This window comes from Listeria costaricensis (assembly GCF_900183385.1).
In the GTDB taxonomy this organism is placed as follows: domain Bacteria; phylum Bacillota; class Bacilli; order Lactobacillales; family Listeriaceae; genus Listeria; species Listeria costaricensis.
In genome coordinates this window covers 102,192-126,477 of record NZ_FXUT01000007.1, presented here as the reverse complement: position 1 = coordinate 126,477, position 24,286 = coordinate 102,192, and the positions used below count along the sequence as shown (strand labels likewise).

Genomic DNA, 24,286 nt, shown 5'->3' with positions numbered 1-24,286 from the left:
TTAAAGTTTCTTAGGACTTCTAGTAAAACCAGTCACACCTGTGCGCGCCATTTGCTTGATTCCGTAAGGCCGGATAATGTCGACAAAGGCATCAATCTTTTCACTTGTACCGGTCACCTGTATGACGATATTTTTAGTACCAACATCAATCACGGTGGCCCGAAATGGCTCAATGACGGCGTTTAATTCCGAACGGGCAGCTGCAGGGGCGCTAACTTTGACCAGTGCCAGCTCTCGCTCGATATGCGGATCATCGGTGATATCACTGACTTTCAGGACATCAATTTGTTTATTGAGCTGCTTGGTGACCTGTTCGATCTCATAAAGTGAATCGACATGGACGACAATCGTGATGCGGGAAACATTCGGCACCTCCGTCCAGCCAACTGAGATGCTGTCGATATTATATTGCCGTCTTGAAATGACCCCCGTAATCCGGTTCAACACGCCGGATGAGTTATTCACAGTTGCAGTAATGATTCGGCGCATATCATTCGACTCCTTCCATTTGGTGATTCGGTTTGCCGCTTGGGACCATTGGCAGCACGAGTTCGTCTTTGGCGATATGCACATCCACGACAGCTGAACCGGGTTCCATAAAGATTTTCTTCAAATCCTTTTCAAGCGTATCCGGATTCGTCAAACAAAAGCCTTTAACACCATATGCCGCAGCCAATTTAACAAAATCAGGCTGTGTCTGGAAAAGGGAATGGGAGTAGCGTTCATTGTGGAATTTTTCCTGCCACTGCCGTACCATCCCGAGAGAGGCATTATTCAAAATAATCACTTTGACATTGATGCCATATTCGTTTAAAATCGCCAGCTCTTGATTCGTCATTTGGAAACCGCCATCGCCCACAAAGCAGACAACCGTTTTCTTTGGAAAAGCAAGCGAGGCGCCAATTGCTGCCGGAAAGCCAAAGCCCATCGTACCGAGCCCGCCGCTTGTAATAATCTGATGGTCATACTGGAAAGGATAAAACTGGGCGACCCACATTTGATGCTGTCCGACATCGGTTGCCACCAAAGCTTCACCGCCAGTCAATTCTCCAATGATTTCAATGACTTTCTGCGGTTTAATCGAAAGTTTAGACGAGCGATCATAGGAAAAAGGGTGCCGATTTTTTCGCGTCAAATTGAGTTTATACCAATGCGAGGTATCGGGATTTTCTTCGAGCTGGACAAGAAGCATGGCGCGGAGTGTCTCGCCAATGTCTGCTACAATCGGGATATCAGTTGGAATGACCTTGCCGATTTCCGCCGGATCAATATCGATATGGGCAATCGTCGCTTTTGTGGCAAATTCTTTTGGTGCACTGGCAAGCCGGTCATCAAATCGGGAACCAAAATTGATCAAGAGGTCGCAGTCGGTCAGAGCCATATTGGCAGCGTAGGAACCGTGCATGCCGCCCATGCCGAGAAACAGCTCATGTTCATTCGGAAAGCTACCCAAGCCGAGTAGTGTATTCACAACAGGCAACTGATAACGTTCTGCAAATTCCAACAATTCACTTGTCGAACGGGAATGATTGACACCGGCACCAGCCAAAATCAAGGGTTTGCTGGCTCGCGAAAGGGCGGTCATCAATTTTTCAATCTGCAGCGGATTGGGTGTGTAGGTAGGTTGATAGCCGGGCAGATCAATTGTATCTGCTTTAACCTGATCGGTTTCGGCGATGCCCATATCTTTTGGCAAATCGATGACAACGGGTCCTTTCCGCCCCGTGCTGGCGATATGAAAGGCTTCGTTGATGATGCGAGGCAAGTCACGAACGTCTCGCACTTGATAATTGTATTTAGTGATCGGAATGGTCAAGCCAATCATATCGGCTTCTTGAAAAGCGTCCTTCCCAATGCCCGGCGTATGGACTTGCCCCGTAAAAACAACCAGTGGGATCGAGTCGCTCATCGCATCTGCAATCCCCGTCAGAACATTGGTCGCGCCCGGTCCGCTTGTAACCACGACAACGCCGGGTTTTCCTGTCACGCGTGCATAACCTTCTGCCGCATGTACCGCGCCTTGTTCATGTCTGGTCAAAATGTGGGGAATATCGCAATCATAGAAAGCATCGTAAAGCGGAAGAACCGCACCGCCCGGATAGCCAAAAATCATCTCAACATGCTGCTTGTGAAGCGAGTCGATCAAAAGTTCAGCGCCACTTTTTGCTTCATTTTCCTTGCTCGTTTTTGTCACCATTTTCATCACCTCGTCTTTAGTCGATCAAATCTTCTGGAATCTGCATGACACCGCCAGTATGTGCGCTTGTAACTAGGGCCGTATATCTGGCCAAATAGCCCGTTTTGACCTTTGCTTTGAATTTTGGCAGTTTCAGTCTGCGCTCGGCAAGGACTTCATCTGGCACCTCAACATTTAGCGTACGGTTCGGCAGGTCGATCGTGATGATATCCCCATCTTCAATCAGGCCGATGGGTCCGCCGGCAGCCGCTTCGGGTGAAATGTGCCCAACCGCAATCCCGCGTGTGGCCCCGGAAAAACGGCCATCCGTGATCAGTGCCACATCTTTACCAAGTCCGCGCCCCACAATACTGGAAGTCGGGGCCAGCATTTCCGGCATGCCCGGTCCGCCTTTTGGTCCCTCATAACGAATCACGACCACATGTCCCTCGCGAACGGTATGGTTGTCGATGGCTTCAACCGCTTCATCATGGGAGCTGAAACAGATTGCTTTCCCTTTGAAAACCTGAATGGATGGATCCACACCGCCGACTTTGATGGCCGCGCCTTTGGGGGCAATATTGCCGAAAAGGATCGACAAACCGCCGACTGGACTGTAAGGGGCTTCTTTTGGATGAATCACTTGTTCATTTTTAATCGACGCATCTGCCACGTTTTCACGAATCGTTTTCCCAGTAACAGTGATTCGGTCGGGATGGATGGCATCACCAAGCTCGACCAGTTCTTTCACAATCGCCGAGACGCCGCCAGCTTCATGGACATCATGCATCGAATAAGCAGAAGAAGGGGCGATTTTGGATAAGTAAGGCACGCGAGCTGCAATTTCGTTGATGCGTTCCAGCTCATAATCAATCCCAGCTTCATTTGCCAGTGCGAGCGTGTGCAGAACGGTATTTGTCGAGCCGCCCATCGCCATATCGAGAGCAAACGCATCATCAATTGCATCTTTTGTAATAATATCGCGCGGTCGAATATCTTTTTTAACCAAATCCATCAAGTGGAAGGCGGATTTCCGAATCAATTCGCGCCGATCCTCTGAAACAGCCAGTGTTGTCCCGTTTCCAGGAAGTGCCACACCGAGAATTTCCATCAGGCAGTTCATCGAGTTGGCGGTAAACATGCCGGCACAGGAGCCGCAAGTCGGGCAGGCGTTGGCTTCCAAATCCAAAAATTCTGATTGGCTGATCGAGCCTTCCTTAAATGCTCCAACCGCTTCAAACATGGATGAGAGCGTCAAAGCTTTGCCGGTAGCAGAAAGTCCGGCCTTCATCGGACCGCCAGAGCAGAAGATGGCCGGCACATTCGTCCGAACCGAGGCAAGTAGCATGCCAGGTGTGATTTTGTCACAATTCGGAATATAAAACACGCCGTCGAACCAGTGCGCATTGATGACCGTCTCCGCAGCATCGGCAATGATTTCACGACTTGGCAGGGAGTACCGCATGCCAATATGTCCCATCGCAATCCCGTCATCCACACCGATCGTATTAAATTCAAAAGGAATCCCGCCAGCTTCGCGAATGGCTTCCTTTGCCACATCTGCCAGCTCACGCAAATGAACATGCCCTGGAACGATGTCGATATAAGAATTACAAATGGCGATAAAAGGTTTATTCATATCGCCGGGACTCTTTAATTGTCCGGTTGCATGCAGTAGGCTTCTAGCCGGTGCCTGATCCACACCTTTTTTGATCTTATCACTTCTCATATCATAACCCCATTCCTTCGTTTAAATAGTGCGCCGAACCTGAATATTTAGAAAATGTCAAATAGAACGGCAATCGTCTGTTCATTCTTGGATAAAGAAAAAGCATCCCACTTTTGAATAAACAAAAATGGGATGCTTGTGAAAGAATCCCATTTGAAACAGGACTCAGACACTGTAAGAAAATTACAGCTAAGCGAGTCCTGTTACCTTAATAAAATTGTAATGACGGCATTAAAATGGATGGTTTTCATGGTCATTAGCTCCTTTTAAAAATCGGATTCTATTAGTTTGATTTCATACACCAAAGCGTTAAATCCTTCAAGTGGTGTGATGTTATTATTAAATATAACGGTCTTTCGATCATCTGTCAACTGCTATTTTTAAAGTTTTCCGTCATTTTGGACAATTCATCCAAATTTGATAATAAGCTGTTTTTAGCACCTGGTCATATAATTGACTGACAAGCTCAATGAAAGCGAATACACAAAACGATTCAAAGAAATATTTTCTGAAAAAATTTATTTTCAAAAAGAAATTATCTGATAAAAAGCATTGGGAAAATCGGTGAAAGCTACTTGATTAGTTGCCAAAAAGGGCTCTTTTCTGCTAAATTAAACTTATTAAAACTAAGGAAAGTCAGGGCTTGAGATGAGAATTTTAGAAACCGAAAGATTACGGTTAATTGAATACACATATGAAATGATTCAAGCGACGATTTCCGGGGTTGATGAGTTGGAACGGGCAACCGGCTATCAAGTGTCGCGCGACTGGCCGGGAATTGATTTTTTCTTCTACCTGCCCTATGTTTTGGAAAACGTTAAAAAGAACCCTGAGATGACGAAATGGACACGACTTGTCGTTTTAAAAGAAGAAAATAAAGTAATTGGAGAAATCGGCGGACAAGGGGATCCAGATGCGACAGGGGAGATCGAACTGGGTTACAGCATTGTCGAAGCTTACCAAAACCGCGGCTACATGACCGAAGCACTCACAGAAATGATCTACTGGCTGAAAACCGAACCCGTCATCACGCGGATTTTTGCGCGCTGCTATAATAACAATCAGGCCTCCATCCAAGTCTTGCGCCACACGGGTTTTTCCTATTTAACAGAAGAGGACACACATGAAATCGGCGGAACCATCATGATGTGGGAGCTCCCAAAAGACGAGGTGAAAGCACATGATGATTGTGCCCTCCGGTAAGCCGAAAATCTGGGATAAAGCCCCCGAAGCAGGTGCTGTTCCTGCAAGGGAAGCCTACATGGGAACCTTTCACCGCCTGGCCAGAGCTTATGCAGAGCAGTTCGCAGGTAGCGCGGGATATCTGATTCTTTCACCAAAATACGGTTTTCTGCAGCCGAACGACCTAGTGGCGGGCCCTTATGACGTTCGTTTTACAAAAAAGGGGACTACGAGCGCCACGATTGATTTAAAAACCCTTCAATACCAATGGGGAAAAGTAGCCCCTTCTTCTAAAGAAACCGTCATACTGCTCGGCGGTGTGAAGTATGGTCCGCTTTGCAGGTCCATTATGGGCGAGACGGTACGAATCGAAGAACCGCTTGTCGGCCGGGGCGGGATCGGTTTTATGCAGCAGGCATTAAAAAAAGCAGTTGAAACGAATCAACCGCTAACCAATCGTCGAGATTAAAAAAAGTGCTGCCGTAATCAGTAAACACATGACGCCCATGTTGACATTCCGGCGAATAAAGAAATACAAAGTTTGCAAAAGCATCAGTATCGCCAAAGATATAACGATTGTATGTAGCATAAGAAGAGCCTCCATTCAAGAAATAGCATGCCGAAACAGCTTAGATACTGTTTCGGCTTTTTTTAGTCGAATAATTTTTTAATCTTATCAAGTAAATGGGTTGGTTCCGGATCCTTTGTGTCCGTATTTTCAAGCGGATGCAGATGGATGTCATTTTGATTGACCTCGGACTGACTGGCAAGCACGAGATAAATATCCGTGTCACCTGTTTCACGAGAGACAATCGAAAATGGGAGCTTGTAAGTTTCCGCCAGCGTGATATAGGGACGCAAATTTGGATAGCCAAGTTCACCGTTCAACAGCATTTTAGCCTGCGGATGTGCCTTGATTTTTTCTTCCAGAGAAGGAAGCAGCTTTTTACCCAGCACTTCTTCTCTCGTCATGGCAACAATCACACGTTCCCGAAAAGTGCCCAAATATTTTTTCTGTTCAGCTGGATTCACTTCAAGATTGCCATACATGCCATGTTCCAGATAATCTTCAATGTTTTCAGCCATATGACTTCTCCTTTTCACAACATTCTTAGGCTTATTGTAACATGAAAATCACATTATGCCGAGAAAGTGCCAAGCAGGTTTAAAAAGAACGGAAGCGGGAAACAAATTTTACTGGTATTTATGATAAAGGGTATTCAGATAGTCGTGAAATCCCTCATAGAAATCATCCTCGTTCAAGAGTGTCACATGCGTCCCAAGCTGCAGCAAAAACCGGTAACCCGCTTCATGATTCGGCAGGGAAAGCGTCACAAGAAACGCCCCATCATCGAGCGCTTCAACCGCCGGACGATCAAACCGTTCGACAATCTGCTCCCGACCGATCTTGTCCACAATCAACCTAACTTCCTGCATGGAGAAAGCCGCCTGCTCCGATCCCGCCGAAAAAGGCCGCTTATCAAAGGGGCGCGGTATAAAAGATGCTTTCTCCACCTGCCAGTGGATGATTCGTGACAGCTTAAATGTCCGAAAGTCCGCCCGATCCAGACTGTACCCTTGAAGATACCAAAAACGATTCCGAAAAAGGAGATGATAAGGCTCCACTTGTCGCGTTGTTTCACGGCCGTTCCGATCAATATAAACCAGTGTGACCAGTCGCTCTTTTTTGATCGCCAAATGCAGCTGCTCGACAAGCTGGTTCAAGTCGCTATTACTGGCAACCGTCGAAAAGTCCAGTGAAATCGGCTGGGCAGCACTTTCAGGAATTTCCCCCAGCATATTGCGAATCTTGCGCAGCGTATTTTTAATTTCAGCAGAGGCAAGCAGCTGTTCAAAGCCGTCCAGACTGGTAAGGATGGCCGTCAAATCATCAACAGTCAACAATTTTTTATCGACTTTATAGGTAGGCATAATCCCAATCCCACCTTTTGTCCCTGCAAGTGTATAAATCGGAATCCGAGCCATCGAAAGCGTCTCAATATCGCGATAAATCGTCCGCTTGGAGACCTCGAACATCCGGGCCATTTCCGCTGCACTGACAAGCTCTCTTTGAAGCAGTAGCATGACGATGCCGATCAGTCGTTCAATTTTCATAAAAAAGCTCCTTTATTTTGGAATGCTGACAGACAGTTGTCAACATTCATAAGGTATAGTCATAGCATAACAAAAAACGATTTAATTTTGGAGGGAAACGATATGTCATTTGAAACGATTCAGCACGCACAAGAAGTTTTTTCAGGAAGTAAAGTAGAAATTCCCGCATTCAACCCGCAGGAAGGCTTAGGCAAAATGAGCGAGATCAAAGCGGCGGCAATTGCGAAACATGCAGAAGATAAAAAAGCGTTTGTTGGCATCAACACCAATATTGAAGACAAGCAGTATTATCTGGTGGCAAAAGCCGGAAATGGGGAAGGGGACACCACTTTTGAATTCCCAGCAGGTCTCTATGCTAAATTTGAAACGACGGAAACAGACCGCGCAGCGATCGACCAATTCATCGGGCAAGCTTATGGTGAAGTTGCCCAAAGCGAAAAGGTGGGCATTGGCGGCAATTTCAACTTGGAAGACTTCCGTGACAAAGGTTTAACTCTATATATTCCAGTGTTTGAAAAGTAGGTAGGTCTATCCAATCAACAAAAAGCCTGTAGACAAAGTGTAGAAATACAAGCTCTGCAGGTTTTTTTGTATATTTATTCTATTTGAATTTACAATGTAAAGATAGTTTTGTTTGTTTTTTTGCTTTAATTTTGATATATGGTTTATGATGTGAATTTTTTTGTCTAAATAGAAAACGTCATGCATAAAAATATGTATAAAAACAAAAAGCGACTATTATGTATACTAATAAAAGTTATTTTAAGTATTTAAATATCTTTTTAATTTACAAAATACTGATGGAAAGTTTTTATGTTAATTTCCTGTGCGAGAAAATAGCTTTTCCTTACTTTTTTGACTATACATCTATCAAGTATGTTATATTTAATTCATAAAAAACACAAAAGGGAGAGAGAAAAAACGGGAAAAATATTTTTGAAAGCGTTATCTTTATTGGCGGTCACGTGTATAACGGTTAGTGTACTACCACCAAGTATAGCATTAGCTTGCCATTGCTAATACAGAATCAGTTGAAGGAACATTCGATTTACGTTCACCAGTAGCTCAGGAAGAGAACGTTACTTTGGATAATGGAGAAACAATGACAATTGGAATTACACCAGTTGTTGAAGAGCCAACCATTGGTAGTAATGGACGACCACTATTAAGAGCAAGTAATGGGAATTATAAAGCATATTGGTACACTGGTGCATATAATTGTAGTTTTAAGTTCACGGTAAAAAATAATAAAATAACCAGAGCTTACGATAAAGACTATCATATGTATGGTGTAAAAGTAAAAAGTGAAAAACTTAAATTAGATAATAGCAAACAAGCGACTAATTATTTTGATTTCACAACTATATTTTATGAAATGGGCGGGTGGCATGGCTGGTTATGAGCTAAGATAAACAATAAAAATCAAATTGTATATTCAGTAAATTAGGTGGTGACTTTATGGGTTTTGTAGGGAACTTAACTGCTTTGATTAGTTTACTGTTTTTCGTCTTTATAGTAATAGTCGGAGCTTATATAGCTAAACTGTTAATCAGAAATTTAAAGAAAAAATCTTTAACTAGCGTCTATAATAATAAAATGAGTATTAAATAAAAAACTGAGCGCCACGCAATATCCATTTAAAAATGGCTGTTGTGTGGCGCTCAGTTTTTCTTTAGCAATTATTCATTCACCGGGAACCAGTAGAAACCGTCTCTTTGTACGAGATCATCAGCTTCTTTCGGACCCATCGAGCCGGGCTTGTAATTCGGGAAGTGATCTTTTGTTGTATTCCAGACAGCTGCTACTTGATCAATAAAGCGCCAAGATAGGCTAACTTCATCCCAGTGCGAGAAATAAGTCGCGTCGCCGCGCAGACAGTCTAAAATTAATTTTTCGTAGGCTTCCGGTGTATTCATACCATCTGGAGAAGAGTGGACATAGTCCAGATTGACTGGCATGGTCACCATTCCCTGACCGGGTTCTTTCACGTTCAGATGCAGAGTGATGCCTTCATTCGGCTGAATATGAATGACAAGGACATTGCCACCTAGTGACTGTTGCTGTCCAAAAAGGTTCAGCGGAACATTTTTAAAATGAATGGCAATCTGTGTCGCTTTATCTGCGAGACGTTTACCGGTGCGAATATAAAATGGCACGCCTGTCCAGCGGAAGTTGTCGATCATGAGCTTCGCCGCAACAAATGTTTCCGTATTGGAATGCGGGTCGACATTTTCTTCCTGTCTGTAGCCTTTAAGTTCTTTGCCGTCTACATTCCCTTCGCCATACTGCCCGCGAATAAAGTTTTGATGGACTTCTTTTCCTTCATAAACACGCAAAGAGCGGAGCGCGCGAACTTTTTCATGACGAATTTCTTCTGTTGTCAATTTGATTGGCGGTTCCATTGCGAGAAGAGAGACGATTTGTAAAATATGGTTTTGCACCATATCCCGCAGTGCGCCACTTTCATCGTAGTACTTGCCACGATCCTCAACACCCAGTACTTCACTGAGCGTGACTTGGATATTATCAATATAGCGATTGTTCCAAAGTGATTCAATAATGGAATTGGCAAAGCGGATAACGGAGATATTTTGAATCATTTCTTTGCCAAGATAGTGGTCAATTCGGTAAATTTCATCTTCATTAAATGCCTGACGAAGAGAATTATTCAGTTCTTCGGCACTCGCTAGATCATGCCCGAACGGTTTTTCAATAATCAAACGGTGGAAGCCTTCTGTATCCACAAAGCCTTCAGATTTGATGCGGCTGGCAATCATACCGAAAAAGTTAGGTGCCATGGCCAAATAGAACAGACGGTTTCCCTTCAGCTCATATTTTTCATCCAGTTCATCGGATAGAGTTTTTAGTTTGACATAGGATTCCTGGTTCGTCACATCATGCGACTGATAGTAAAAATGCGCGGCAAACGCATCAGCCAGTTCCGCGTGATCCGGAATGTCTTTCAGGGAAGCCTTCACTTTATCACGGAAAAAGTCATCGCTCCATTCACGACGAGCAGTCCCAATCACGGCAAAATTCTCACCAAGGGAGCCTTTTTTATATAAATGGAACAGGGAAGGGTAAAGTTTGCGATTTGCTAAATCTCCTGTACCACCAAAAATGGTAATTAACGCTCTTTGTTCTAACTCATCTGTCATACGATTTACCCTCTTTCTGAATTTTCTATAAGCACATATCATAGAAAAAGTATTTTCACAATCATTTGCCAAATAAATCCCGGAATGACTGGATAAAACTCCCTCATTAACTCCATACTATTTTATCTATTAAAAACTGATTGTGCAACTGTTTAAGCTGGAATATTTTCAAGAACAGGTTGGAAGCGCTTCATAAAAACGATGCCGCTATTCCAGATAAAATATGTTAAAATAGTAGGATATGATGAAACAGTTGATCAACTTGAAAGGACGGAAAAGGATGGAACTGATTTTTTTAGGCACGGGAGCAGGCGTACCATCGAAAAGCCGGAATGTAACTTCCATTGCCTTATCAATGTTAAATGAGCGTGGCAGCATCTGGCTGTTCGATTGCGGCGAAGGCACCCAACATCAAATATTACGCAGCCAGGTCAAACTTGGCAAACTTGAAAAAATCTTTATCACACACCTGCATGGCGACCATATTTTCGGCTTGCCGGGACTTTTAAGCAGCCGTTCTTTTCAAGGCGGCGAAACAGCCGTCACGATTTACGGACCAGCTGGAATTAGAGAGTACGTGGAAACATCGCTTTCTGTCAGCGGTTCACATCTCACCTATCCGCTTCATGTGGTGGAGCTTGAGGAAGGGCAGATATTCGCTGATGAAATGCTGACTGTGACTTGCGGCAAACTGGACCACGGGATTGAATCTTTCGGTTTTCGGATCGTTCAAGCAGATAAAAACGGCACACTTGACGCGGCCAGATTGAAGGCAGAAGGTGTCAAGCCGGGGCCACTCTATCAGCAGCTTAAAAACGGCGAGACGGTTACACTAGATGACGGTCGGCTCATTAATGGGCTGGACTACATCGGCCCAAGTCAAAAAGGGCGGGTCGTGGCCATCTTTGGCGATACGCGTGCACTGGAAAGCGAGATTCAGCTTGCAGAAGGGGCTGATGTCATCGTTCATGAAGCGACTTTTTCTGCCGATAAGCAGGAAATGGCGGCAAAATATATGCATTCGACGACGCATGAAGCAGCGGAACTCGCCCGAAAAGCACAGGCCAAGCACTTGATTCTGACACACATCAGTTCACGCTACGACCAAGAGGCCAGTCGGGAATTGCTTAGAGAAGCGCGGCAAATTTTCCCCCATACAGACTTGGCGAATGATTTTGCTGTTTTTCCGATAGAAGGTGAGTCGTCATGAATGAGTTTTTAAAAAATAAAAATGTACTCATCACCGGCGCCTCAAGCGGTTTAGGGCGGGAACTTGCCTTTCAAGTTGCCGCAAATGGCGGAAGACCAATTCTTGTCGCCCGGAATATCGAGGCACTGAAAGAAACCGCCGGGCAGGTGGAATTGGAGTATGAAAGAAAGTGCGCCTATTATCCTTGTGACCTCAGTGATTTTGATGCGATTCACCGGTTGGTTGAAATGTTAAAAGCCGAGCAGCAGACCATCACCGTGCTGATCAATTGCGCCGGTTTTGGCCTGTTTGAACGAGCAGAAGAAACGCCGTTTGAAGTCACGAAAGAGATGTTCGATGTTAACGTTCTGGGACTCATCAAGCTGACACAGGAATTGATCCCAGTATTGCGGAATAATCGCCGCAGCCATATTATCAACATTGCCTCCCAAGCCGGGAAAATGGCCACACCAAAGTCGGCCGTTTATGCGGCAACAAAATTTGCTGTGATTGGTTATTCCAATGCGCTGCGAATGGAGCTTGCCGAACAGCGAACCAATGTGACGATCATCAACCCGGGCCCCATTGCCACAGAGTTTTTTGAGCGAGCGGATCAGACAGGAAACTATTTGAAAAGTGTGGGCCGATTTGCACTCAAGCCTAAAAAAGTCGCGAAAAAAACCGTTAAAATCATCGGGACGGAGAAAAGAGAGGTCAATCTGCCACGTTCCATGAATCTAGTTTCCAAATTGTATCAGCTATTCCCCGTACTCATTGAAAAGCTGGGGAAAAAAGCCTTTATGAAAAAATAAAAAGGCGCGAGCTTCCGATTATCAGGGGGCTCGCATTTGTTTTTTTCAGCAGAGTTCGGTATAATAAAAACAAGAACATTTGTTTGTATTTAAGGAGTGGAGCCGATGGATATTTCTCGAAAAATCATTCATATTGACATGGATGCGTTTTATGCGTCCGTTGAGCAGCGGGATCATCCAGAATATCGTGGCAAGCCTCTTATCATCGGTGGAGACCCGAATAAAAGAGGCGTTGTGTCGACCTGCTCCTATGAAGCACGCAAATTTGGCGTCCATTCCGCGATGCCAACTAAGCAAGCGGTTAAGAAATGTCCACAGGGGATTTTTATTCACGGCAACATGGAGCATTACAAAGAAGTTTCTGATCAGATTCGTGCGATATTTAAACGATACACCGAACTAATCGAGCCGCTGTCACTCGATGAGGCTTATTTGGATGTAACAGAGAATAAGAAAGGCATGAAGTCTGCCACACTGATTGCACGTGACATCCAGCGAACCATCTACCGCGAGCTCGGTTTGACCTCATCAGCCGGTGTTTCTTACAATAAATTTATTGCCAAAATTGCCTCTGATTACCGCAAACCAGCTGGCCTGACAGTCGTGCCTCCGGAAGAAGCTGCGGCATTTTTGGAGTCCATTCCAATCGATAAATTTTACGGAGTCGGCAAAGTAACGGCTGAGAAGATGCACCGTTTGGGGATTCATTCCGGCAAGGATTTGAAGGCGTGGAGCGAGTGGGATTTGATTCGGGAATTTCATAAACACGGCTACTACTTGTATCGGCATGTTCGAGGAGAATCGAATAGTCTGGTCAATCCAAATCGAGATCGTAAATCTGTGGGGAAAGAGACCACCTTTGCGGAAGATGTCACGGAAGAGTGGCTTTTGCAACAGGCTCTGTGGCGCTTTGCCGGGAAAATCGAAACTCGGCTTCAAAAAATCCATAAACACGGCAAAACAGTTGTTTTGAAAATCCGCTATGCAGATTTCAGCACCTATACAAAACGGCTGACATTGAATGATTATATTCTCGACCAGCAATCAATTTATGAAGCTGGCTGCGCACTTTTAGCGGATACATTCACAGGAGAAGAATCGGTTCGCTTGATCGGACTAACCGTATCCAATTTAAAACCGGTTTATTTTGAGAATTTACGGTTGGAAATTTAATGATAGGAAAAATAGATGTGGAATCAATCAGGAAAATCGACTTTAATTGCTATAACAAGATCAAACAGACTTATTTTTGATTGTTTCAATACTTGTATCAAGCCAATCAAAATACCAATCCAGAAAACTTTCAAAGATTTTTTCCATACCTTGGTCACTGCATCTTGCATCAGACCATACTGTACCTTTTTCGGAACCGCTAATGATTAGCATATCATAATATCCACAACCATGATCGCAGAGTGTGAGTGTACCAGTCATCTCTCTTATCAAAGATTCATCGGATTCATCTGTATAATGAAAAGGATGGGCAGTTGAATAAGGAAACGGGGTAACTAAAAAATGATCGTTAATTTTAATATTACCATAATGCCTTGCGGTGAAAAATTTTTCGAGTGGAGAAATTCCAAAAGAGGGGCCTGCACCACCATTCCCGATTTTTGTCAAAAAATGATGATAATCAGCTGGTAATGTTATTTTATGTGCTTGCTCAAACGCTTTGATTGCATCTTCACTTAAAGTGGGATGAAAATGATAGTGGTGTTGTGCGGCACCAAATATCTCTTGATTAATATCTATTTTTTTTAGTAATTTTAGCTTATTTAGTAGTTCATCATACAAATCCATTTTGTCATCTCCATCTAGTACATAAATATTATTGTTGTCAGAGACTTCATTATAGGCAAAGTGAAACATTTATGCAACAACTCCTGAGGGGGGAGAGCTTGTAATCGGTATTGGAATATGCAAAAAAGATGATGCAGATCGCCATTTATTCCCTAACAGATACACAAAAATACGACGACTTATCCCAAGCGCATTGGTTTCAAGTCGTCGTATAAACAAATAAGTGAATGTTTTTATTTCAATTCAATCAAACGATCTTTAAGCTCTTGCTCCATTGATACAAGTTCTTTTTCGGCGGCAGCGCGTTTGGCACGGCCTTCTTGTTGGATTTTAAGTGTTTCCTGCAAGGTTTCAATGAGGCTTGATTGTGTTTCTTTCAAGGTTTCGATGTCAACGATGCCCCTTTCGTTTTCACGAGCAGTTTCAATCGCGTTGGTTTTCAGCATGTCCGCATTGCGTTTTAGCAGTTCGTTGGTCGTTTCTGAAACCTGACGTTGAGCCTGAACCGCTTGTTGTTGGCGTAACAGCGTGAGCGCGATGGCTACTTGATTTTTCCAAAGCGGGATCGCTGTCATGATGGAGGATTGGATTTTTTCAGCAAGTGCCTGATTGGTGTTTTGGATTAAGCGAATCTGCGGTGCTTGTTGAATCGTGATTTGACGGCTTAGTTTTAAGTCGTGGACACGCTTTTCAAGTCGATCCGCAAACTGAGTCAAATCGTTTACCTCTTGAAAATCCATCTGATCGCCCGATTCTTCGGCTTTTTTGCGAAGGGCAGGCAGCATCTGTGTATTGATTTCTTCGATTTTTAGTTCACCGGCCGCAATGTAGATGTTGAGGGCCTGAAAATAATCTTTGTTTTTATCGTAAAGCTGCTCCAAGAAGGAATTATCTTCCATCAGGCGCTTTTTGGAATGCTCCAATTTAAGGGCGATTCGGTCGATCTGAGTGCCGATTTTTTGATATTTGGAAGTGATCTCATTGATCGACTGCTTGACGCGATGGAACATTTTCGTGAAAACATTCCGGTTGCGTGCGGCTAGTTCGTCAGGATCGGCTTCCTGCAAGCGGTACATCAGATCGCTGATAATATCGCCGATCGGGCCGACATCTTGTTTTTGCACATGTGCCAGCATCGAATGGGAAAAATCATGCAGCTTGGCCTGAGCAGGAGCACCGTAGCTAAGGATGGCAGCTTGGTTGCCCGGCTCGATCTGTTTGCTGAGCTCGACCGCCTGACGTTTATTGCTTTCTGGCAGCATGTCGACAAGTCTTGGTGCAGCCTCGTTTTCGCTATTTACAATGCTCGTTTCGGTTGTTTGTTTTGTGCCGAATGGATCGCTTAAAAGATCGTCGAGCGTTTGATTCATTTCTTTTTCTAAAAGTTCAGTTTGACTTACTTCGGTGTTTTTTTTCGCATTTGAGTTCTCAGTCATTCTTTATGGCTCCTTTCGAATTTCTGCTTTTGCTTGCTCACCGCATTTTTCGCTACTTCTAACTCGAAATCAAGACTGTTGACGTCCTGATTGAGCAGGGTGAACAAATCTTTTTCGACCACTCGGCTCAAATCATTGAGGAGCGTCCGTGTATCCGATAAGGTTTGGTAAATTTTCTTATCCTTGACCGGTTGGCTTTCAAGAAAAGCATATTTTTCGGTAAGTTCAACCAATGAATCAAGATGACTGAAGAAGAAATCCTCGGCTTCGTAAAAACGTTTCGGCTCTTCTTTTACAATGCCGTAAATACGTTTGGTCAGCTGAAGTGTTTTGTTCCGTTCTTGGAAAGAGTAGAGCGTCTTGTGACTGCCCATGATTTTTTGCAGGCGAATGATTTTAGCACGTGCTTCGTCTAAATTCGTTCGGATGTATTTGTACTCTTTCTTGGTGAGACCGGTTTTTTCAGTTAGTGCCCGGTCGCCAGCTCGTGAAGACAGGAAGAACAAGACAATCGCAATCACAGCAGTAATCAGCAAAATAAGCAGCATTTTTCCTGTGAAAACGAATGAGAGGATCCCGAACAACAGGCTGATCAATACGAAGGAACCGGCAAAAGCCATAATCTTTTTAAATAGAGTCATGTTTATCTTCTCCTTCAATACCATTCTAAAACAAGCGAAGTATGTACAAAATTGTACGGCTCACTTGCAGATGTTCACCAGTTTAGAAAGGGTGTTTGGTTATGTCTACATCATACCATAACTGAAAAAATTCTGTTATCAGTCGCGCGACGTAAATTGTTCTCGGACTTGGATATGTTATACTTATGATACCACGAAAGATGGATTGTTAAGCAAAACTTGCGAAATGAGGGAACAAGATGGAAAATCTCGAAGAAAAAACGATTACAGAAGAGACGCTTTTCAAAGGACGCATTATTGAACTGAAGCTGGCAGAAGTGGCGCTCCCAAATGGAAAAACAGCCAAAAGAGAGCTAATCCATCATTCAGGTGCCGTTGCCATCATTCCTGTAACAGCAGATCATCGGCTAATTTTGGTCGAACAGTTTAGAAAACCGCTTGAAAAAACGATTATTGAAATCCCCGCTGGAAAAATTGAACCGGGCGAGGATCATGCGCTGACAGCAAGGCGTGAATTGGAAGAAGAAACGGGATTTGCTTCCGGCGAGTTGGAATATGTCACAGCCTTTTACACGTCGCCAGGTTTTGCAGATGAACTTTTACATATCTACCTGGCAAAGGACTTATATCATCCGAAAGAAAGACGCACACTGGACGAAGATGAGTTTATCAATGTCTTGACGGTCTCGCTGGATGAGGCGAAGCAACTGATGGAAAACCAGCTGATTGTGGATGCGAAAACGATCTATGCTATTCAGTATTTAGAAATGAGCTTGCTTAAAGCACAATTAGAAGACAACTAAAAAAGAGCGGCATTCCTGCGTGAAATCGGAATGCCGTTCTTTTTTATTCAAAGCTTTCATGATGTGTGCTGACCATGGCTTCATCGGCTGCTTGAGGTTCCAAAAATTTCACCGCGCTGTTCACGGCAATGGGGCCCTCGTGCAGGCCGGCTAAGATGATGCGAATTTTCCGGGGATAGCAGGCAACGTCTCCACAAGCAAAAATCCCGGGGATGCTCGTTTGCATGAGCGAGTCGACAGTAATACCCCATTCTTCCGTATCGAAGCCCCAATTACGCATGGCCCCGAGTTCTACTTTTACACCATGACCGACAAAAATGGCATCGCAGGGAACGGTCTGGGTTCGACCGGTTTCTTTACAGCGAATCATTACCTGACGCAGTTTATCCGCTTCGCCAGATAACCGCTCGATGTTGTGGGCCACATGGATGGTGGCGTTCGACCTTTTTAACTCGCGGACGGTTTCTTCATGGCCTTTTAAGTCATCCCCACGATAGATGACCTGCACGCTTTTAGCAACTGGTAAGAGTGTAAGTGCTGCGTCAAGTGCTGCATTACCGCCGCCAGATATCACGATTTTTTTATCGCGGAAGGCTTCCAGATCGGTTAGGCTGTAATGGAGCTGTGACGGGAAATTAGCTGTATTTTCGGCTTCAAGTGGATTGACTTCATAGGTGCCGCTTCCACAAGCAATGATGACTGTTTTTGAAAAATGCTGTGTGCCGCTTTCTGATTCAAGGATAAAATTTCCACCCGGAAGCTGTTCCAGATGGACGATTTTTTCATTGCAGACGATGGTTGGCTGGAAGGTTTCCGCCTGCTTTTTTAGATTGGCAATCAGCTCGTGCCCTTTGATCTCAGGGGATCCACCAATATCACGGATGATTTTTTCAGGATAGAAATAGCGGACTTTGCCGCCAACAGCTGGTTCTGCATCGATTAGTTTGGTTTTCATTGCCCGCAGCCCACTATAAAAAGCGGTATAGAGACCAACTGGGCCAGCTCCGATAATGGTGACATCATATAATTCCGGCTGCGACATTCTGCGTCCCCCTTACAACATCTTTGATTTCGCATCCACTGCAAGTCTCATAGGGCAGACAAAGCGGGACACCTGTACGTGGATCGATCAAAATATCAGCGCGGATATTGAAAACATCTTCCAACATTTCGCTGGTCATGACTTCTTGCGGCGTTCCACAAGCAGCCATTTTTCCTGCTTTGATGGCGATCATATGACTGGCATAACGAGAGGCGTGGTTGAGATCATGGACGACCATCACGATCGTTCGCTTCTCTTTTTCATTTAAATGTTTCAAAATATTCATTACATCCAGCTGATGCGTCATGTCGAGAAAGGTAGTCGGCTCATCAAGGAAAAGAATGGATGTATCCTGAGCCAGCGCCATCGCAATCCAGACCCGCTGTCGTTGTCCGCCAGAAAGCTGTTCGATCGGCCGGTCAGTAAAATCTTCCATATTAGTCATTCGGATCGCCCAGTCAATCATTTCGCGATCGGCCAGACTGAGGGCCTTCATTCCTTTTTGATGAGGCGTTCGGCCATAGGAAACCAGATCAAATACTGTGAGTCCGCCTGGTGCAGAAGGATTTTGCGGCAGGATTGATAATTCTTTGGCGATTTGTTTTGTTGACTCTTGGTGAATTTTCTTTCCATCTAAAATGACATGTCCTTCCGTGGGCTGCATCAGTCGACTCATGGTTTTTAAAATGGTTGACTTACCAGAGCCATTGGCACCGACAAGCGCTGTGATTTCGCCTTCAGGAATTTCTATATTTAAATGATCGACTATAATACGTTTATCATAGGCGATTTGCAGATCTTCTGTGTAAAGTTTTTTCAAAGCCACCACTCCAATGATTATAGTGATAATGATTATCAATTTCAGTATAGATTTTTTTCTCACAACAAGCAAGTTGAAAATAAAGACATTGTGATTACAGATGATAATTATTATAAAAATGGCCTTATTTGCTACTAATTGATAACAGATATAGACAGTCGAAATGATTTGTGTTATCTTATAGGAAGTAAGTATTTAAGCGGAATTTTAACATCAGAATTAGCTGGTTTAGAAATTCAATACTTGTTTTTTAATTAGAATTATTATAAATTGTTTAAGAAGATTAATTGATAATGAGAATTGATTAGAGTTTCAGCGAGAAGCACAGCAGAGGGAGGAACGAATCAATGGAAGGCCGAATTGGGCGAATCAAAGCACAACTACATGAAGCAAGTTATAAACTGACCCCGCAACGTGAAGCGACTGTACGTGTATTGCTGGAAAATGAGAAGGACCATTTGAGTGCGGAAGAAGTCTTTTTACGTGTGAAAGATATTGCACCGGATACTGGACTGGCAACCGTTTATCGGACATTAGAGCTGCTTACGGAACTGCGAATCGTGGATAAGATCAATTTTGGCGATGGCGTTAGTCGGTATGATCTGCGAAAAGAAGGGGCCAAGCATTTCCACCACCATCTCGTCTGTTTAGAATGCGGATCGGTAGAGGAAATTCAGGAAGACCTTCTGGAAGATGTTGAAAAGATTGTAGAGCAGAGATGGCACTTTTTGATTAAGGATCATCGTTTGACCTTCCAAGGAATCTGCTCGGAATGTAAGAAAAAAAGTAAAAAAAATAGCTGATCAAGCGTTGCGGCCTTTCCGATTGTTGGGAAGGTCTTTTTTGTTAGTCATTACACGAATGGGTGGGGCAATCGTTTGAATTATAGAACAACTTCGTGATATCGGCGAAAAAATTCACGTGAAGGTTAATCCATGTTAAAATGAACATTGTGGAGGTCGCGATAATGAATGACTTAATTGAAGATTTTTTGCATTTTCTTATTGTGGAGAAAGGCTTGTCAGATAATACCCTGCATGCTTATAAACGGGATCTGAATTATTTTGCTAATTATATGGAAGAGACACGGCAAATTATGGATCCAGAAAAAATCGAACGTGCGGATATTGTCGGCTTTTTGGGCTATGCTCGCAAAGACGGAAAGTCACCTCGGTCTGTTGCGCGCTATCTGGCTTCGCTGCGTTCTTTTTTCCATTTTCTGCTGCATGATGGGAAGGTTTCACATGATCCGATGATTCAGATCGAAACCCCTAAACAAGCGAAAGAACTGCCGAAAGTGCTTAATCTTGATGAAGTGGAAAAACTGCTTGCGGCTCCTGATGGTAAAACCGTTTACGGCCTGCGTGATATCGCGATGCTCGAGGTGCTTTATGCGACGGGCCTGCGTGTGAGTGAGCTGATTCATTTAAAAATGGATGATCTGCATTTGCAAATGGGCTTCATTCAGACGATCGGCAAGGGAGACAAGGAACGGATTATACCGCTTGGATCGGCTGCGACAAAAGCATTGCTCAATTATTTGGAAAACGGGCGACCAAAGCTCAGAAGTTCAAAATATCGGGCGGATGAAGTGTTTTTAAATCACCACGGCAAGGGTATGTCGCGGCAGGGCTTTTGGAAAAATTTGAAGCAGCTGGCGGTCAAGGCGGGGATTGAAAAATCCATTACGCCACATATGCTGAGACACTCTTTTGCGACGCATCTTTTGGAAAACGGGGCAGATCTTCGCTCCGTTCAGGAACTTCTAGGCCATGCGGATATTTCTACCACTCAAATTTATACACATGTGACGAAAGCACGTTTGAAAGATGTCTACAAAGAGTTTCATCCGCGTGCTTAATATAAAAAAATGAAGGGAAGGCGTTTGACTTATGACAGAGCAATTTAAGCGTATCCATGTGATCGTGATGGATTCAGTGGGAATCGGCGAGGCACCAGATGCTGCTGATTTTGATGATTTTGGTGTGGATACTTTCGGACATATTGCGGAGAAAATGGACGGCTTAAACATGCCGGAGATGGGGAAACTCGGCTTGTCCAATATTGAACCGGTTCCGGGTGTGGAAAAAGCGGCTGAACCGAAAGCCTACTATACGAAAATGCAGGAAGCTTCAAAAGGAAAAGATACGATGACAGGCCACTGGGAAATCATGGGGCTTTATATCGATACGCCGTTTCGCGTGTTTCCAGACGGCTTTCCAGACGAATTGATTCAGCAAATTGAAGACTATACGGGACGCAAGGTGATCGGCAATAAACCGGCCAGTGGAACAGAAATTATGAGCGAGCTCGGTGAGGAACATATGAAAACGGGGGCACTTATTGTCTATACATCAGCGGATTCCGTGCTTCAAATCGCGGCACATGAAGAAATTGTTCCCCTTGAAGAGCTGTATGATATTTGCACATACTGCCGGAAAATCACACTGGATGACCCGTACATGTTGGGCCGCATCATCGCGCGTCCGTTTGTCGGAGAACCGGGGAATTTTACACGTACACCAAATCGACATGATTATGCGCTGAAACCTTTCAAACCGACTGTTATGAACGCCATGAAAGATGCCGGTAAAGATGTGATTGCGATTGGGAAAATCAGTGATATTTTTGACGGGGAAGGCGTGACAGAAGCCATTCGGACGAAATCAAATATGGACGGGATGGATCAGCTGAATCATGTGCTTGAAAAAGATTTTACCGGAATGAGCTTCTTAAATCTGGTTGATTTTGATGCGCTATTTGGCCATCGTCGTGATCCAATCGGCTACGGAAAGGCTTTGGAAGAGTTTGATGCCCGCTTGCCGGAAGTTTTTGAACGGATGGCAGAAGACGATTTACTTATCATTACGGCTGACCATGGCAATGATCCAACTTATCGCGGGACTGATCATACGCGGGAATACGTTCCGCTTCTAGTTTATTCAAAACGGTTTAATGGCGGAAAAGAATTGCCGCTACGTCGTACATTTGCGGACTTGGGAGCGACTGTGGCAGATAATTTTGGCGTGCAGATGCCGGAATATGGCGAAAGCTTTTTACAAGACTTGAAATAAAGAAGTGAGGGAAAAAAGATGGGTATTGAAAAAGTAAATGAAGCGGTGGAGAAAATCCGCCAAAGCTATCAGGGGACACCGAAAATTGGCTTGATTCTAGGATCTGGACTGGGTGTTTTGGCAGATGAGATTACAGATTCAGTGAAGATTCCTTATCAGGAGATCCCGCATTTTCCTGTTTCAACGGTAGAAGGCCATGCCGGTCAATTCGTTTTTGGAAAGTTGGAGCAAAAAGAAGTTGTGGCGATGCAGGGACGCTTCCATTATTATGAAGGCTATGCGATGGAGGAAGTGACATTTCCAGTTCGGGTCATGAAGGAGCTTGGCGTTGAGCTGCTACTTGTGACGAATGCGGCTGGCGGCGTCAATGAACTCTACCATGCGGGAGATTTGATGCTGATTTCAGATCATATCAATTTCACGGGGACGAATCCGCTGATTGGCCGCAATGTCGATCACTTTGGTCCGCGCTTTCCGGATATGTCGGAAGCCTACAGCCTGCGTTTGCGGGAACAGGCCCGAAAGATTGCCAGCGATTTGGAAATCCCCATTTGTGAGGGTGTATATGCTGGATTTAGCGGTCCAACATATGAAACGCCAGCCGAAATTCGTATGATGCGGACACTTGGAGCTGATGCGGTGGGCATGTCGACTGTTTCGGAAGTCATTATTGCCCGTCATGCCGGAATTGAAGTACTTGGCATCAGCTGCATTACGAATATGGCGGCAGGAATTCTTGATCAACCACTTTCACATGAAGAAGTCATTGAAACAACAGATCGGGTGCAGGCGGACTTTTTACGCTATGTCAAAGCGCTGATTGCCCAAATGAAATAAACTCTTTTCGCGCTAGGGGTGGCGGTAGATGACGCAACTCTAGCGCGTTTTCTTTTATTTGTGGATAGTTATTGTAGCAGTAGGCTAGTTTGTGCTACTATAGAAAGGAACTTCTGTAAAAGAATTCCGAGTAAAGGTGGGAATAGGCATGGCATTTGAACGGTATGGAACAATGAAAGTGAATGACAAAGGGCATCTGGAAATTGGAGGGGTTGATACGCTGAAGCTTGCTGAAAGCTACGGTACACCGCTTTATGTTTATGATGTTGCGCTTATTCGAGAAAGAGCTCGGGGTTTTAAAAAGACATTCGAGGAGTTGGGTGTGAAAGCGCAAGTAGCTTATGCCAGCAAGGCTTTTTCGGCTATTGCGATCTACCAGCTGATGGCAGAGGAGGGCATGTCGCTTGATGTTGTATCTGGCGGAGAGCTTTATACGGCAATCGAAGCCGGCTATCCAAAAGAACGGATTCATTTCCACGGCAACAATAAGACGAGAGAAGAGCTTGTGATGGCGCTCGATTATGAAATTGGCTGTATCGTCTTGGATAATTTTTATGAAATCGAGCTGCTTACAGAACTTTTAAGAAACAGAAAACAGAAAATCGCGGTGCTTGTGCGGGTAACACCGGGCATTGAAGCACACACGCATGATTATATTTTGACAGGGCAGGATGATTCGAAATTTGGATTTGGGCTTACGAATGGGCAAGCGGAAGAGGCGATTCGCCAAGTTCTGGCTGCTTCGGATGCCTTTGATTTAATCGGGCTTCACTGCCATATCGGCTCGCAAATTTTTGAAACGACTGGCTTTGTCATGGCGGCTCATCGAATTATGGAGCAGCTGGTCACTTGGCATGAATCACTTGGCTTCGATTCAAAGGTGCTCAATCTTGGCGGTGGATTCGGCGTGCGCTATACGGAAGAGGATAAACCGCTTGAACCGGCTGAATATGTTCGGCAGATTGTCGCTGAAATTAAAAAAGTCGCAGATGGACATGGCCTTGCGGTTCCAGAAATCTGGATTGAGCCGGGGCGTTCGCTTGTCGGTGAGGCGGGGACGACGCTTTATCAGGCAGGGTCACGGAAAGAGGTGCCGGGCGTTCGGCAGTATTTGGCGGTTGATGGTGGCATGAATGACAATATCAGACCGGCGCTTTATGAAGCTCATTATGAGGCAGTTTTGGCAAGACGGCCGCTCGACAAACCGGAAGAAACGATTTCGCTTGCTGGAAAGTGTTGCGAATCTGGTGATATGCTGATTTGGGATCTGCCACTTCCCAAAGCTGCGGCTGGCGATTATTTAGCCGTATTTTGTACGGGCGCTTATGGCTATGCAATGGCAAGTAATTATAATCGCATTCCGCGTCCGGCAGTCGTTTTTGTGGAAAATGGCGAAGCAAAACTGGTCATCAAACGGGAAAGCTATGCCGATTTGATACAGAATGATTTAGCACTGAATTAAGGTGGTTTCA

Annotated in this window: 25 protein-coding genes; 13 read left to right on the top strand and 12 right to left on the bottom strand. The window is 44.4% G+C overall.

Annotated elements, in window-relative coordinates; genetic code table 11:
- Genes ilvN through ilvD form a run of 3 tightly spaced genes read right to left on the bottom strand, consistent with a single transcriptional unit; the run spans position 1 to position 3,905 of the window.
- Positions 1 to 489: an acetolactate synthase small subunit gene (gene ilvN / locus CS921_RS06765; protein ID WP_099222309.1), complete on the bottom strand. Its 489-nt coding sequence runs from the start codon at positions 487 to 489 to the stop codon at positions 1 to 3.
- Between the two features lies 1 nt (position 490).
- The gene (gene ilvB, locus CS921_RS06760; RefSeq protein ID WP_099222308.1) at positions 491 to 2,203 is read right to left on the bottom strand and encodes a biosynthetic-type acetolactate synthase large subunit; all 1,713 of its coding nucleotides are present in this window, start codon (positions 2,201 to 2,203) and stop codon (positions 491 to 493) included.
- Positions 2,204 to 2,213: 10 nt separating this feature from the next.
- Positions 2,214 to 3,905, bottom strand: coding sequence for a dihydroxy-acid dehydratase (gene ilvD, locus CS921_RS06755; RefSeq protein ID WP_099222307.1), 1,692 nt, complete (start codon positions 3,903 to 3,905; stop codon positions 2,214 to 2,216).
- A gap of 648 nt (positions 3,906 to 4,553) precedes the next feature.
- Here ilvD and CS921_RS06750 point away from each other — a divergent pair.
- Positions 4,554 to 5,108 carry a GNAT family N-acetyltransferase gene (locus CS921_RS06750; protein ID WP_099222306.1) on the top strand — a complete coding sequence of 185 codons (555 nt, stop codon included), beginning with the start codon at positions 4,554 to 4,556 and terminating at the stop codon, positions 5,106 to 5,108.
- Positions 5,086 to 5,556, top strand: a complete 471-nt coding sequence (locus CS921_RS06745; protein WP_099222305.1) for a DUF6884 domain-containing protein — start codon at positions 5,086 to 5,088, stop codon at positions 5,554 to 5,556. The genes CS921_RS06750 and CS921_RS06745 overlap by 23 nt, the downstream gene beginning before the upstream one ends.
- Here the strand turns inward: CS921_RS06745 and CS921_RS06740 are convergent.
- The 3 genes from CS921_RS06740 to CS921_RS06730 all read right to left on the bottom strand — a co-directional run bounded on the left by CS921_RS06740 (position 5,536) and on the right by CS921_RS06730 (position 7,202).
- On the bottom strand, positions 5,536 to 5,676 hold the full coding sequence (locus tag CS921_RS06740; protein WP_099222304.1) for a hypothetical protein: 141 nt from the start codon (positions 5,674 to 5,676) through the stop codon (positions 5,536 to 5,538). The genes CS921_RS06745 and CS921_RS06740 overlap by 21 nt on opposite strands.
- A gap of 62 nt (positions 5,677 to 5,738) precedes the next feature.
- Positions 5,739 to 6,173 (bottom strand): YueI family protein, encoded by a 435-nt coding sequence (locus tag CS921_RS06735; RefSeq protein WP_099222303.1) that lies wholly within the window; start codon positions 6,171 to 6,173, stop codon positions 5,739 to 5,741.
- A gap of 108 nt (positions 6,174 to 6,281) precedes the next feature.
- Positions 6,282 to 7,202 carry a helix-turn-helix transcriptional regulator gene (locus tag CS921_RS06730; RefSeq protein WP_099222302.1) on the bottom strand — a complete coding sequence of 307 codons (921 nt, stop codon included), beginning with the start codon at positions 7,200 to 7,202 and terminating at the stop codon, positions 6,282 to 6,284.
- 102 nt (positions 7,203 to 7,304) lie between these two features.
- On the opposite strand from CS921_RS06730, the gene CS921_RS06725 reads away from it, so the two are divergent.
- The gene (locus CS921_RS06725; protein ID WP_099222301.1) at positions 7,305 to 7,724 is read left to right on the top strand and encodes an effector binding domain-containing protein; all 420 of its coding nucleotides are present in this window, start codon (positions 7,305 to 7,307) and stop codon (positions 7,722 to 7,724) included.
- A 490-nt stretch (positions 7,725 to 8,214) separates the two neighbouring features.
- Positions 8,215 to 8,604: a DUF5626 family protein gene (locus tag CS921_RS06720; RefSeq protein ID WP_276107116.1), complete on the top strand. Its 390-nt coding sequence runs from the start codon at positions 8,215 to 8,217 to the stop codon at positions 8,602 to 8,604.
- Between the two features lie 277 nt (positions 8,605 to 8,881).
- Here CS921_RS06720 and zwf read toward each other — a convergent pair whose 3' ends face one another.
- Entirely contained in the window at positions 8,882 to 10,360 is a 1,479-nt protein-coding gene (gene zwf / locus CS921_RS06715) for a glucose-6-phosphate dehydrogenase (protein WP_099222299.1), read from the bottom strand.
- Between the two features lie 280 nt (positions 10,361 to 10,640).
- Here zwf and rnz point away from each other — a divergent pair, with 280 nt between their 5' ends.
- From rnz to dinB, 3 genes are all read left to right on the top strand, one after another.
- A complete protein-coding gene (rnz, locus tag CS921_RS06710; RefSeq protein WP_099222298.1) occupies positions 10,641 to 11,570 on the top strand; it encodes a ribonuclease Z in 930 nt (309 codons plus the stop codon).
- Positions 11,567 to 12,361, top strand: coding sequence for an SDR family NAD(P)-dependent oxidoreductase (locus CS921_RS06705; protein WP_099222297.1), 795 nt, complete (start codon positions 11,567 to 11,569; stop codon positions 12,359 to 12,361). Before rnz ends, CS921_RS06705 begins: the two co-directional genes overlap by 4 nt.
- 105 nt (positions 12,362 to 12,466) lie before the next feature.
- Positions 12,467 to 13,534: a DNA polymerase IV gene (gene dinB, locus CS921_RS06700; RefSeq protein ID WP_099222296.1), complete on the top strand. Its 1,068-nt coding sequence runs from the start codon at positions 12,467 to 12,469 to the stop codon at positions 13,532 to 13,534.
- A gap of 60 nt (positions 13,535 to 13,594) precedes the next feature.
- Here dinB and CS921_RS06695 read toward each other — a convergent pair whose 3' ends face one another.
- The 3 genes from CS921_RS06695 to CS921_RS06685 form a co-directional block, all read right to left on the bottom strand.
- Complete coding sequence (locus CS921_RS06695) at positions 13,595 to 14,230, bottom strand: SMI1/KNR4 family protein (RefSeq protein WP_099222295.1); 636 nt, start codon at positions 14,228 to 14,230, stop codon at positions 13,595 to 13,597.
- A gap of 164 nt (positions 14,231 to 14,394) precedes the next feature.
- Positions 14,395 to 15,597, bottom strand: a complete 1,203-nt coding sequence (locus CS921_RS06690) for a toxic anion resistance protein (RefSeq protein ID WP_099222294.1) — start codon at positions 15,595 to 15,597, stop codon at positions 14,395 to 14,397.
- Entirely contained in the window at positions 15,594 to 16,238 is a 645-nt protein-coding gene (locus CS921_RS06685; RefSeq protein ID WP_099222293.1) for a 5-bromo-4-chloroindolyl phosphate hydrolysis family protein, read from the bottom strand. The genes CS921_RS06690 and CS921_RS06685 overlap by 4 nt, the downstream gene beginning before the upstream one ends.
- Before the next feature lie 239 nt (positions 16,239 to 16,477).
- On the opposite strand from CS921_RS06685, the gene CS921_RS06680 reads away from it, so the two are divergent.
- Positions 16,478 to 17,041 (top strand): NUDIX domain-containing protein, encoded by a 564-nt coding sequence (locus CS921_RS06680; RefSeq protein ID WP_099222292.1) that lies wholly within the window; start codon positions 16,478 to 16,480, stop codon positions 17,039 to 17,041.
- Between the two features lie 43 nt (positions 17,042 to 17,084).
- Here the strand turns inward: CS921_RS06680 and CS921_RS06675 are convergent, their stop codons facing one another.
- Positions 17,085 to 18,083, bottom strand: coding sequence for an NAD(P)/FAD-dependent oxidoreductase (locus tag CS921_RS06675; protein WP_099222291.1), 999 nt, complete (start codon positions 18,081 to 18,083; stop codon positions 17,085 to 17,087).
- Positions 18,061 to 18,903, bottom strand: a complete 843-nt coding sequence (locus CS921_RS06670) for an ABC transporter ATP-binding protein (protein ID WP_099222290.1) — start codon at positions 18,901 to 18,903, stop codon at positions 18,061 to 18,063. The genes CS921_RS06675 and CS921_RS06670 overlap by 23 nt, the downstream gene beginning before the upstream one ends.
- 347 nt (positions 18,904 to 19,250) lie before the next feature.
- Between CS921_RS06670 and fur the strand changes: the two genes are divergently transcribed.
- From fur to lysA, 5 genes are all read left to right on the top strand, one after another.
- The gene (gene fur, locus CS921_RS06665; RefSeq protein ID WP_099222289.1) at positions 19,251 to 19,706 is read left to right on the top strand and encodes a ferric iron uptake transcriptional regulator; all 456 of its coding nucleotides are present in this window, start codon (positions 19,251 to 19,253) and stop codon (positions 19,704 to 19,706) included.
- Between the two features lie 164 nt (positions 19,707 to 19,870).
- Entirely contained in the window at positions 19,871 to 20,764 is an 894-nt protein-coding gene (gene xerD, locus CS921_RS06660) for a site-specific tyrosine recombinase XerD (RefSeq protein ID WP_099222288.1), read from the top strand.
- 31 nt (positions 20,765 to 20,795) lie between these two features.
- On the top strand, positions 20,796 to 21,977 hold the full coding sequence (deoB, locus tag CS921_RS06655; RefSeq protein ID WP_099222287.1) for a phosphopentomutase: 1,182 nt from the start codon (positions 20,796 to 20,798) through the stop codon (positions 21,975 to 21,977).
- Positions 21,978 to 21,995: 18 nt separating this feature from the next.
- Entirely contained in the window at positions 21,996 to 22,814 is an 819-nt protein-coding gene (locus CS921_RS06650) for a purine-nucleoside phosphorylase (protein ID WP_099222286.1), read from the top strand.
- Positions 22,815 to 22,962: 148 nt separating this feature from the next.
- On the top strand, positions 22,963 to 24,276 hold the full coding sequence (lysA, locus tag CS921_RS06645; RefSeq protein WP_099222285.1) for a diaminopimelate decarboxylase: 1,314 nt from the start codon (positions 22,963 to 22,965) through the stop codon (positions 24,274 to 24,276).
- The last annotated feature ends 10 nt before the right edge of the window (positions 24,277 to 24,286 follow it).

Excerpts from the sequence above, each read along its gene's own strand:
- CS921_RS06730 (WP_099222302.1), bottom strand. The coding sequence starts at position 7,202 with ATGAAAATTGAACGACTGATCGGCATCGTCATGCTACTGCTTCAAAGA.
- CS921_RS06650 (WP_099222286.1), top strand. The coding sequence starts at position 21,996 with ATGGGTATTGAAAAAGTAAATGAAGCGGTGGAGAAAATCCGCCAAAGC.
- xerD (WP_099222288.1), top strand. The coding sequence starts at position 19,871 with ATGAATGACTTAATTGAAGATTTTTTGCATTTTCTTATTGTGGAGAAA.
- CS921_RS06740 (WP_099222304.1), bottom strand. The coding sequence starts at position 5,676 with ATGCTACATACAATCGTTATATCTTTGGCGATACTGATGCTTTTGCAA.
- CS921_RS06750 (WP_099222306.1), top strand. The coding sequence starts at position 4,554 with ATGAGAATTTTAGAAACCGAAAGATTACGGTTAATTGAATACACATAT.
- fur (WP_099222289.1), top strand. The coding sequence starts at position 19,251 with ATGGAAGGCCGAATTGGGCGAATCAAAGCACAACTACATGAAGCAAGT.
- CS921_RS06675 (WP_099222291.1), bottom strand. The coding sequence starts at position 18,083 with ATGTCGCAGCCGGAATTATATGATGTCACCATTATCGGAGCTGGCCCA.
- CS921_RS06690 (WP_099222294.1), bottom strand. The coding sequence starts at position 15,597 with ATGACTGAGAACTCAAATGCGAAAAAAAACACCGAAGTAAGTCAAACT.
- CS921_RS06680 (WP_099222292.1), top strand. The coding sequence starts at position 16,478 with ATGGAAAATCTCGAAGAAAAAACGATTACAGAAGAGACGCTTTTCAAA.
- deoB (WP_099222287.1), top strand. The coding sequence starts at position 20,796 with ATGACAGAGCAATTTAAGCGTATCCATGTGATCGTGATGGATTCAGTG.
- rnz (WP_099222298.1), top strand. The coding sequence starts at position 10,641 with ATGGAACTGATTTTTTTAGGCACGGGAGCAGGCGTACCATCGAAAAGC.
- ilvD (WP_099222307.1), bottom strand. The coding sequence starts at position 3,905 with ATGAGAAGTGATAAGATCAAAAAAGGTGTGGATCAGGCACCGGCTAGA.
- zwf (WP_099222299.1), bottom strand. The coding sequence starts at position 10,360 with ATGACAGATGAGTTAGAACAAAGAGCGTTAATTACCATTTTTGGTGGT.
- CS921_RS06695 (WP_099222295.1), bottom strand. The coding sequence starts at position 14,230 with ATGTTTCACTTTGCCTATAATGAAGTCTCTGACAACAATAATATTTAT.
- CS921_RS06685 (WP_099222293.1), bottom strand. The coding sequence starts at position 16,238 with ATGACTCTATTTAAAAAGATTATGGCTTTTGCCGGTTCCTTCGTATTG.
- ilvB (WP_099222308.1), bottom strand. The coding sequence starts at position 2,203 with ATGAAAATGGTGACAAAAACGAGCAAGGAAAATGAAGCAAAAAGTGGC.
- CS921_RS06725 (WP_099222301.1), top strand. The coding sequence starts at position 7,305 with ATGTCATTTGAAACGATTCAGCACGCACAAGAAGTTTTTTCAGGAAGT.
- CS921_RS06705 (WP_099222297.1), top strand. The coding sequence starts at position 11,567 with ATGAATGAGTTTTTAAAAAATAAAAATGTACTCATCACCGGCGCCTCA.
- CS921_RS06735 (WP_099222303.1), bottom strand. The coding sequence starts at position 6,173 with ATGGCTGAAAACATTGAAGATTATCTGGAACATGGCATGTATGGCAAT.
- ilvN (WP_099222309.1), bottom strand. The coding sequence starts at position 489 with ATGCGCCGAATCATTACTGCAACTGTGAATAACTCATCCGGCGTGTTG.
- dinB (WP_099222296.1), top strand. The coding sequence starts at position 12,467 with ATGGATATTTCTCGAAAAATCATTCATATTGACATGGATGCGTTTTAT.
- CS921_RS06745 (WP_099222305.1), top strand. The coding sequence starts at position 5,086 with ATGATGATTGTGCCCTCCGGTAAGCCGAAAATCTGGGATAAAGCCCCC.
- lysA (WP_099222285.1), top strand. The coding sequence starts at position 22,963 with ATGGCATTTGAACGGTATGGAACAATGAAAGTGAATGACAAAGGGCAT.